The organism is Saccharothrix coeruleofusca, from assembly GCF_014648515.1.
Lineage (GTDB): Bacteria > Actinomycetota > Actinomycetes > Mycobacteriales > Pseudonocardiaceae > Actinosynnema > Actinosynnema coeruleofuscum.
In genome coordinates, this window is record NZ_BMRG01000003.1 from 602,691 (window position 1) to 609,894 (window position 7,204).

Consider the following 7,204-nt stretch of genomic DNA (forward strand, 5'->3'; position numbering starts at 1 on the left):
TCTCAGAAGCGGCTCGCGTGCTCGGCGACCCACTGCTCGAACGTGCGGGCAGGGCGGCCGAGCACCTCGGCGACCGTTTCGTCCACTGTGGAGGCTTCCTCGGGAGGGGAGGCGTACCAACCGATGACGTACTCGGCGTCCTCGCGGGAGACACCGGTGGCCAGCAGGCGGTCGACGGCCTGTTCGTGCGTGATCGGCGCGAACGCGATGTCGCGCCCCAGCGCCTTGGACAGGATCGCGATCCGTTCGCGCGTGGTCAGCGCCTGCGGGCCGGTGAGGTTGTAGGCGCGGCCCGCGTGGCCGTCCTCCAGCAGCGCGGTGACGGCGACGGCGGCGATGTCGGCCTCGTGCACCACCGCGCTGGGCGAGTCGTACGGTTCGCGCACGACGCCTTCGGCGCGGATCGAGTCGATCCAGGTCAACGTGTTGGACATGAACTCCTGCGGTTCCAGGCGGGTCCACTCCACCCCGGAGTCCGCCACGGCCCGCTCTGTGGGCCCCACGTACCCGCCCCACACGACGGTCATCCGGCGCACGCCCGCGTCCACCGCGCGCCGCACCAGTTCGGCGCCCGCGTCGGCCAGCCCCGGCGTGACCGTGATGTGCAGCCGGGTGACGCCGTCGAGGGCGTCGGTCACCGCGTCGGGCGCGGTGTGCGTGCCCCGCACCAGTTCCACACCGGGCGGCAGCACCGATCGGGCCGCGTCCGGGTCGCGGGTCAGCGCCCGGACCCGCTGCCCGCGCCGCGCCAGTCCGGCCACGACGTGACGGCCGGTGTTCCCCGTGGCCCCGGTCACCAGGATGGTCATGGTGGATCTCCTCCCCGTGTCACCGACCACGCTAGGAGCTCCACTTAACTGGAGGTCAACGAGCTTCGCGCCGCGCGGTCAGCCGGACCGCTCTCGCGGCGGCCTCAGGCGCAGGGGGTCCGCCGCGGGCGGGGTGCCGAACATGCGCTTGTAGTCGCGGCTGAACTGCGACGGGCTGGCGTAACCGACCGCCGTCGCGATTCGCGAGACGGTCTCGACCTCGCCGGTGAGCAGTCGGCGGGCTTCGTGCAAGCGGACTCGCTTGTGGTACTCCACCGGTGTGGTCCCGGTGGCGGCTTTGAAGTGCCGGTGGAACGAGGTGACGCTCATCCCCGCGCGGTTCGCGAGGGTCCCGACGTCGACCGGCGCGTCGACGTGATGACGCATCCACTCGGTCGAGGACCTGATCCGCCGCGCCACGCCCTCGACGTTGATCAGCTGGAGCAGCGAGTCCCCTTGAGGACTCGTCAGCACGCGGTAGGTGATCTCGCGCTTCAACCCGTCCGCGAGGATTTTCGCGTCCATCGGGGAACCGAGCAGTTTCAACAGCCTCAGCACCGGGTCGAGCACGGCCTCCGGCAGTGGACGCACCGAGACCGCCCGCGCCTCCGCCACGGGCGGCAGCCGCATGTCGGTGGCCAGGTCGACGAGCACGTCCAGGTCCAGCGGCAACTCCACCGCCATGTACGGCCTGGTCTGGTCCGCCTCGGTCACGCGGGTCAGCGCGGGCAGGTCCAGGTAGGTGATGACCAGGTCCTCGCTGCCGTAGTCGATGATCCAGTCGTCGAGGACGATCTGCTTCCTGCCCTGGAAGACCAGGTACAGCATCGGTTCGAACACGATGGGGACCGGCGCGCTGGGGGAGCGGCTGAGGTGCAACCGGATGCCGCCCGGCGACAGCCGGGGATCGGACTCGACGGCGTGCTTTGCGATCAGCGACCTGATGCTCTCCAGCGTTCCCGCCACACGTCCTCCAGCGCAGTCGGCACAACGGCAGCGTAACCGGGGGACGGGCTTGGCCGCGTCGTCAGGCGAGGGGCAGGCGGGGCTTGGAAGCATCTGGCAAGAGACGGGTGGCCGAGGACATTCTTCCGGCGTTCCCCCGTGCATAGGCTGCGATCAGGTGGCAGCGGCAAGCGTTCGCGAGTCCGATCCCGGTGCGAGGTGATCCCGCTCCCGTTCGGTGGCCGCCTGTTCCCGTCAACCCTCCCTCGACCACCCGTGGAGATCCGAATGCCCGAGAACGACGAAGTGGCAGGCGACGGCGCCCTCGACGCGCGGACCGACGCCGCGCTCGACGCGATCGCGCGGGGCTTCGCCTTCCCGCCGCGATCGCCGCTGCTGCGGACACCGGCGGACGCCGGCCTCCGGTTCGACGAGGTCACCTTCCCCTCGGCCGACGGCACGCCGCTGGAAGGCTGGTTCATCCCGCGCCACGACTCCGACCGGTTGATCATCTGCGCGCACCCGTTCACCTTCTCCCGCTACGGCTTCCCGGCACACCTCCAACCGTGGAAGTCCGCTTTCGGGGAAGGCTTCGGCAACGACTTCGAGGTCGACCTCATCCCGGACTACAAGATCCTGCACGACAACGGCTACAACGTGCTGGCGTACGACTTCCGCAACCACGGGCTGAGTGCGGCGGCGAACGGCGGGCTGCACTCGAACGCCCGGTTCGAAGCCCGCGACGTGCTCGGCTCACTGGCCTACGCGCGCTCGCGCCCCGACCTGGCGGGCATGACGCTCGGCCTGTTCAGCCGCTGCATGGGCGCCCACGCCACCTTCGTGGCGATGGAACTCGACCCCGCCGCCTTCGCGGGCGTGCGCTGCCTGGTCGCGCCCCTGCTGCTCTCACCGGTGGTCATCCTCCAGCGGCAGCTCGAACACGCCGGGCTCGCCGGGCACGCCGCCGAGGTCGACCGCCGGTTCCAGCTGATCACCAGCGTGCTGCTGGCGGAGGGCGGCCCGGCGAAGTCGGCTCCGGCGGTCACCGTGCCGACCCTGACCTACGGCGTCCACGACGACCCGCTCACCCACCCCTCGGACCTGGAAGCCATCTTCGAGGCGATCGGCGCGCAGGAGAAGGACATGTTCTGGGTCCACGGCACCACCGCGCGGTGGGACGGCTACCTGTGGTTCCAGCGCCACCCGGAGCGGATCCTGGCGTGGTTCGAGAAGCACATGCGGTGATCTCCGGGGTTCGGCTCGGTCGGACGCGGCCTGCTCACTCGCCCGCGACCATGTGCTGGGTGGTCAGCTGCGCGCGGACCTCGGCGGCGGTGCGCTCGGCTTCGGCAGAGGTGGTCCGCTGGGGTGCGTTGAGGAAGTCCGTGCCGCGCAGGGGATGGCTCGCGGGCCGGGGGTAGAGCCAGGCGTGGAAGTGCTGAACGCGGTCGCGGGTGGAGACCGCGTGGACGCGTTCGGCGTCGGTGACCGCGCGCAGGGCGGCGTCCAAGCGGGTGAGCAGCCTGCCGAAGGACTCGGCCTCGGCCCGCGTCATCTCGGCGAAATCGGTGTAGTGCCGTCGCGAGGTGACGCGCAGGGCGCCCGCCATCGTGGTCTCCGAGGGTCCGTGGGCGACCAACCAGTGCTCGTCGCTGTGCACCCAGCCGCCGGTGGCGGGTTCGGGCGGGTCGCAGTAGGGGCAGTCGGACACGGTGGTTCCTCCAAGCGGTCATGGCGTGTGCGCGATCGCCGCGAGGCGGTCGACGCGGTGGGAGAGTTGGCTGAAGACGTCCTCGAAGAACTCGTCGGTGTCCACCCGTCCCGGATCGGGGACCGACCAGTGCACGTGGCGGTCGGCGGGGCCCAGTTCCTCGAAAGCGCCGTCGCAGACGGCGACCACCAGGTCGTCGGGGGCGACGACGTCGCGCACGTGGGCGGTGGTCTCCCGCTCGAGCACCAAGCCGTGTCGTTCGGCGGTGGCCAGTGTGCGGGGGTTGATCCGATCACCGGGGTGAGTGCCCGCCGAGGTGGCCGGGATGGCGCTGCGGGTGCGCCACACCGCCGCGGCCAGCGGCGAGCGGGCGCCGTTGCGGGTGCAGACGAACACCACCCTGGGCGCGGTCACGGTCGGGGTGATGCTCAGGCCCCGCAGTGGTTCGGCGGTGAGCCGCACGTAAGCGCGCCGCCCGTCCGCCTGGGACCTGGTGCGCTCCACCAGCCCGACTTCGCGCAGCACCTTGAGGTGGTGGGCGAGCAGGTTGGAGGTCAGGCCGAAGCGGGCGGCGAGCTCGCCCGGCGACCGGTCGCCGATCGCGAGCAGGTCCACGATCTCCAGGCGCACCGGGTCGGACAGCGCGTGGTGCACCGCCGCCCTGTCCCGAAGATTCATGTCGATTTCCATTGAGGCAATCCTTGTTGAGGTGCTTGGCTGGCGGCAAGGTCGTCCACACCATGGAACACGGGAGGCGCCCAGGGCCACCTCGCACCGCACGACACCCGCGTCCGCGCGCCGACGGCAGGCAGGCGTGGCGGACTGCTGCGACCTCGGAAGAGAATCGTGGTTTTCTGCGGAAGATCACGCGCCTCCGCGTGCGGAAAAACAATTTACGTCCTCTTCGGATGTTTCATGCGGAGTAGTTCTAATTGCTTCTTCTCGCCGATTTCCGGCTGAGTGCGAGTGCGTAGCTTCAGTGCGGTCGGGTCAATCCGCCCAAGGAATCGGGGGATCCATGACCACAAAAGAAGCGATCGATCCGGCCGGCTCATCGCTGTCGCGGCGGTGGGCGCGGTCGTCGGTCCTCACGAAGCTGTACTGGTTGCTGCGCGTCGGCGTCGCGGTGGAGTACCTCGGCCACGGCTGGGCCGGGTTGAGCCGGTCGCGGGCCTGGCTGCCCTACTACGACCTGTTCGGCATCTCCGCCGACACCGCCGTGAGGTGGCTGATGTACGTCACGGGCTCGGTCGACATCCTCGTCGGCCTGGTCGTGCTGTTCTTCCCGCTGCGCATCGTGCTGCTGCACGCCACGGTGTGGGGCGTGTTCACCGCCCTGCTCAGACCCGCCGTGGGCGAGGGCTGGTGGGAGTTCCTGGAGCGCGGCGGCAACTACGGCATGCCGCTGGCCCTGCTGGTGCTGGTCGGTGGCGGTGGGTGGTCGCTGCGCCGCTGGTTCACCCAGGGGCACCTGCCCGAGCAGGTCTCCGACCGCGCCCTGGTGTGGTCGCACTGGGCCGCTCGCGTCGGGTTGGCGCTGCTGCTGATCGGCCACAGCGGATTCGCGCTCTTCGAGAACAAGTCTTACTTCTACAAGTACTTCGCCTTCTTCGGCATCGACGGCGGGACCGTCGACTCGGCGAACCTGATGGCCGTCCTCGGCGCGTTCGAAATACTGCTGGGCCTCGCCGTGCTGATTCGCCCGGTGAAACCGCTGCTGTGGTTCGTGCTGACCTGGAAGTTGTTCACCGAACTGCTCCGGCCGCTGGTCGGCCAGGAGTGGTTCCAGTTCGTCGAGCGCGACGGCGACTACGTGCTGCCGGTCGCGCTCGTGATCGGTGCGGGCCTGTACGCGGCGGCCCGCCACCGGTTGCGCACCCGATCCGCCACCTAGAGGGGAACCCCGTTGCGCCTGCTCCCGCTCGCCACCACCCTGCTGCTCCTCGCGGCGCCCGCCACCGCCACGGCGGGCGCCGCGACCGGGCAACCGGTCGAACTCGGCACGATCCCGATCGGGGCCAACTCCCGGACGGTCGTGTTCACCCCCGACCACCGGCTCGCCTACGTCGCCAACGGCGGCTCCGGCACCGTCTCGGTCGTCGACCCGGTCCGCCGCGCCCAGGTCGCCACCATCCCGGTCGGGACCTTCCCCTACGGCATCGCCTTCGACCGGCCCGGCCGGTACGCCTACGTCTCCAACCGCGACTCCGACGACGTGTCGGTGATCGACACCGCCCGCCGCGCGGTGGTGAAGACCATCCCGGTCGGCGACGCACCCCGCTTGGCCGCGCTCAAACCCGACGGTCGCGAGGTGTACGTCAGCAGCACCGGCTCCGACGCGGTGCACGTCATCGACACCCGCACCCAGGTCGTCACCCACACCATCCCGGTCGGCGACGCGCCGCGCGGCGTGCAGTTCACCACCGGTGGTCGCTACGCCTGGGTGGCCAACTCCGACGCCGACACCGTCTCGGTCGTGGACACCGCCACCTACACCGCCGTCGACACCATCCCCGTCGGCGACGAACCCCGCGGCGTGTTGATCAGCCCCGACAACCGCACCGCCTACATCAGCAACACCATCGACGGCACCGTGTCCGTGGTCGACGTCCGCACCCGGAAGATCACCGCGACCATCCTCGTCGGCGAGAAACCGCGCGGCATCACCCTCGCCGCGGGCGGCCGGATCGCGTACGTGGTCAACGCGGGCCCCGGCGCCACCGGTTCGGGCAGCGTGGTCACCTTCGACACCCGCACCAACCAGGTGCTCGGCCAGGTCGCGGTGGGCCTGGACGCGCACTGGTCCGCCCCCGGACCCGGCCACCGCTACATCCTCGTCACCAACTCCGGCTCCGACACCCTCTCCGTCGTCACCCTCGCCCGCCGCTGAACGCCGCCCACGGGCCCGCGGCAGGCCCGTGGGCGGTCGGCGACCATTCCCGACTAGCGTTGTGCGCCAGGCGGCAGACGTCACCAGCACGTCCGAGCGGAGGACGCGAGCATGACATCCCCCCGACTGGCGCGACGGCTGGGCACCGGCGGCGCGGTGACCATCGGCTTGGGCTCCATGATCGGCGCGGGCGTCTTCGCCGCCTTCGCCCCGGCGGCCGAGGCGGCGGGCAGCGGCCTGCTCGCGGGCCTGGCGATCGCCGCCGTCGTCGCCTACTGCAACGCGACCTCCTCCGCGCGGCTGGCCGCCCGCTACCCCGCCTCCGGCGGCACCTACGTCTACGGCCGGGAACGCCTCGGCCCGTTCTGGGGCTACCTGGCGGGCTGGGGCTTCGTGGTCGGCAAGACCGCCTCCTGCGCGGCGATGGCGCTCACCGTCGCCGCCTACGCCCTGCCCGACGCGGGCAGACCCGCGCGGGCCGCCGTCGCGGTGCTCGCCGTGCTCGCGCTGACCGCCCTGAACTACTTCGGCGTGCAGAAGTCCGTCGCGGCCACCAGGGCGATCGTGGCCGTGGTGCTGGTGGTGCTCGCACTGGTCGTCGTCGCTGCCCTCACCGGCGGGCGCGACGACGACCTCGCCTGGACGCCGGGCACGACCAGCCCGCTCGGCGTCCTGCAGGCGGCCGGTCTGCTGTTCTTCGCCTTCGCGGGCTACGCCCGCATCGCCACCCTCGGCGAGGAGGTCCGCGACCCGGCCCGCACCATTCCCCGCGCCATCCCCATCGCGCTGGGCATCACGCTCGTGGTCTACGCGGCCGTCGCCGTCGCCGTCCTTACCGCCCTGGGCCCG

Annotated in this window: 8 protein-coding genes; 4 read left to right on the forward strand and 4 right to left on the reverse strand. The window is 71.0% G+C overall.

Translation table 11 applies throughout. The features are described from left to right. Nucleotides 1–2 precede the first annotated feature (2 nt). Together IEZ00_RS11415 and IEZ00_RS11420 are read right to left on the reverse strand one after the other, a co-directional pair. Nucleotides 3–809 (reverse strand): NmrA family NAD(P)-binding protein, encoded by an 807-nt coding sequence (locus IEZ00_RS11415; RefSeq protein WP_189223149.1) that lies wholly within the window; start codon nucleotides 807–809, stop codon nucleotides 3–5. 78 nt (nucleotides 810–887) lie between these two features. Continuing rightward, nucleotides 888–1,775 carry an AraC family transcriptional regulator gene (locus tag IEZ00_RS11420; protein WP_189223150.1) on the reverse strand — a complete coding sequence of 296 codons (888 nt, stop codon included), beginning with the start codon at nucleotides 1,773–1,775 and terminating at the stop codon, nucleotides 888–890. Between the two features lie 267 nt (nucleotides 1,776–2,042). On the opposite strand from IEZ00_RS11420, the gene IEZ00_RS11425 reads away from it, so the two are divergent. Continuing rightward, nucleotides 2,043–2,999, forward strand: coding sequence for an alpha/beta hydrolase family protein (locus tag IEZ00_RS11425; RefSeq protein ID WP_229795423.1), 957 nt, complete (start codon nucleotides 2,043–2,045; stop codon nucleotides 2,997–2,999). A 34-nt stretch (nucleotides 3,000–3,033) separates the two neighbouring features. Here IEZ00_RS11425 and IEZ00_RS11430 read toward each other — a convergent pair whose 3' ends face one another. Beyond that, nucleotides 3,034–3,465 (reverse strand): HIT family protein, encoded by a 432-nt coding sequence (locus IEZ00_RS11430; protein WP_189223151.1) that lies wholly within the window; start codon nucleotides 3,463–3,465, stop codon nucleotides 3,034–3,036. 18 nt (nucleotides 3,466–3,483) lie between these two features. Then, entirely contained in the window at nucleotides 3,484–4,143 is a 660-nt protein-coding gene (locus tag IEZ00_RS11435; RefSeq protein WP_229795425.1) for a metalloregulator ArsR/SmtB family transcription factor, read from the reverse strand. A gap of 340 nt (nucleotides 4,144–4,483) precedes the next feature. Between IEZ00_RS11435 and IEZ00_RS11440 the strand changes: the two genes are divergently transcribed. The 3 genes from IEZ00_RS11440 to IEZ00_RS36455 all read left to right on the forward strand — a co-directional run. Continuing rightward, nucleotides 4,484–5,359: a hypothetical protein gene (locus tag IEZ00_RS11440; protein ID WP_189223153.1), complete on the forward strand. Its 876-nt coding sequence runs from the start codon at nucleotides 4,484–4,486 to the stop codon at nucleotides 5,357–5,359. A 12-nt stretch (nucleotides 5,360–5,371) separates the two neighbouring features. Continuing rightward, nucleotides 5,372–6,355 (forward strand): beta-propeller fold lactonase family protein, encoded by a 984-nt coding sequence (locus IEZ00_RS11445; protein ID WP_189223154.1) that lies wholly within the window; start codon nucleotides 5,372–5,374, stop codon nucleotides 6,353–6,355. Nucleotides 6,356–6,466: 111 nt separating this feature from the next. Then, nucleotides 6,467–7,204, forward strand: a 738-nt coding sequence (locus tag IEZ00_RS36455) for an APC family permease (RefSeq protein ID WP_229795426.1), incomplete at its 3' end; no start/stop codon positions are given.